Genomic DNA, 516 nt, shown 5'->3' on the forward strand with positions numbered 1-516 from the left:
CCTAATGCAAATGTAATTGCTTGAAATTCTGCTTGACTAAATTCATTTGCTTCTTCACATCATTCAATTGCTAAATCAAAACCTTTTATTTCACTTCTAGAAAGCCCTTTAAGTGGTATTCTATCATTACTATTACTATATACACCCATAACTCTAATAAATGATTTACTACCTTTAAAACGAAAATCTGCTTGTTTATTTGGATATTTTAAATTAAAATCTTTATAATCAAAACCAATATTAATTAATGCTTCATCAATTTCTTTTGTTAATTCATTAATATCTTTATTTAATTTTCTAAAACAATATATAGCAATTGATTTATTAACTTTAATTGAAATAGCAATTAATATTGCTAATTCTTCTGCAATACTATATGTTTTACTTGAATAACGACTTCCACTTAAATTATATTCACTATGTGTAAAGTCACTTTTATTTAATAATCAATAACTAATTTCATGTAAATAAGTAAATTCTTTATTCATAATATTATTCCTGTAATTCTTCTAATTT

At 22.3% G+C, this 516-nt stretch carries 1 protein-coding gene; it reads right to left on the reverse strand.

Annotation, left to right across the window (positions count from 1 at the left end):
• Positions 1 to 488: hypothetical protein (locus M0D11_RS06500; RefSeq protein ID WP_252321184.1), on the reverse strand; the 488-nt coding region annotated here is incomplete at its 3' end.
• Between the last annotated feature and the right edge of the window lie 28 nt (positions 489 to 516).

Source organism: Spiroplasma endosymbiont of Lariophagus distinguendus (genome assembly GCF_023846195.1).
Taxonomy (GTDB): Bacteria; Bacillota_I; Bacilli_A; order Mycoplasmatales; family VBWQ01; genus Spiroplasma_E.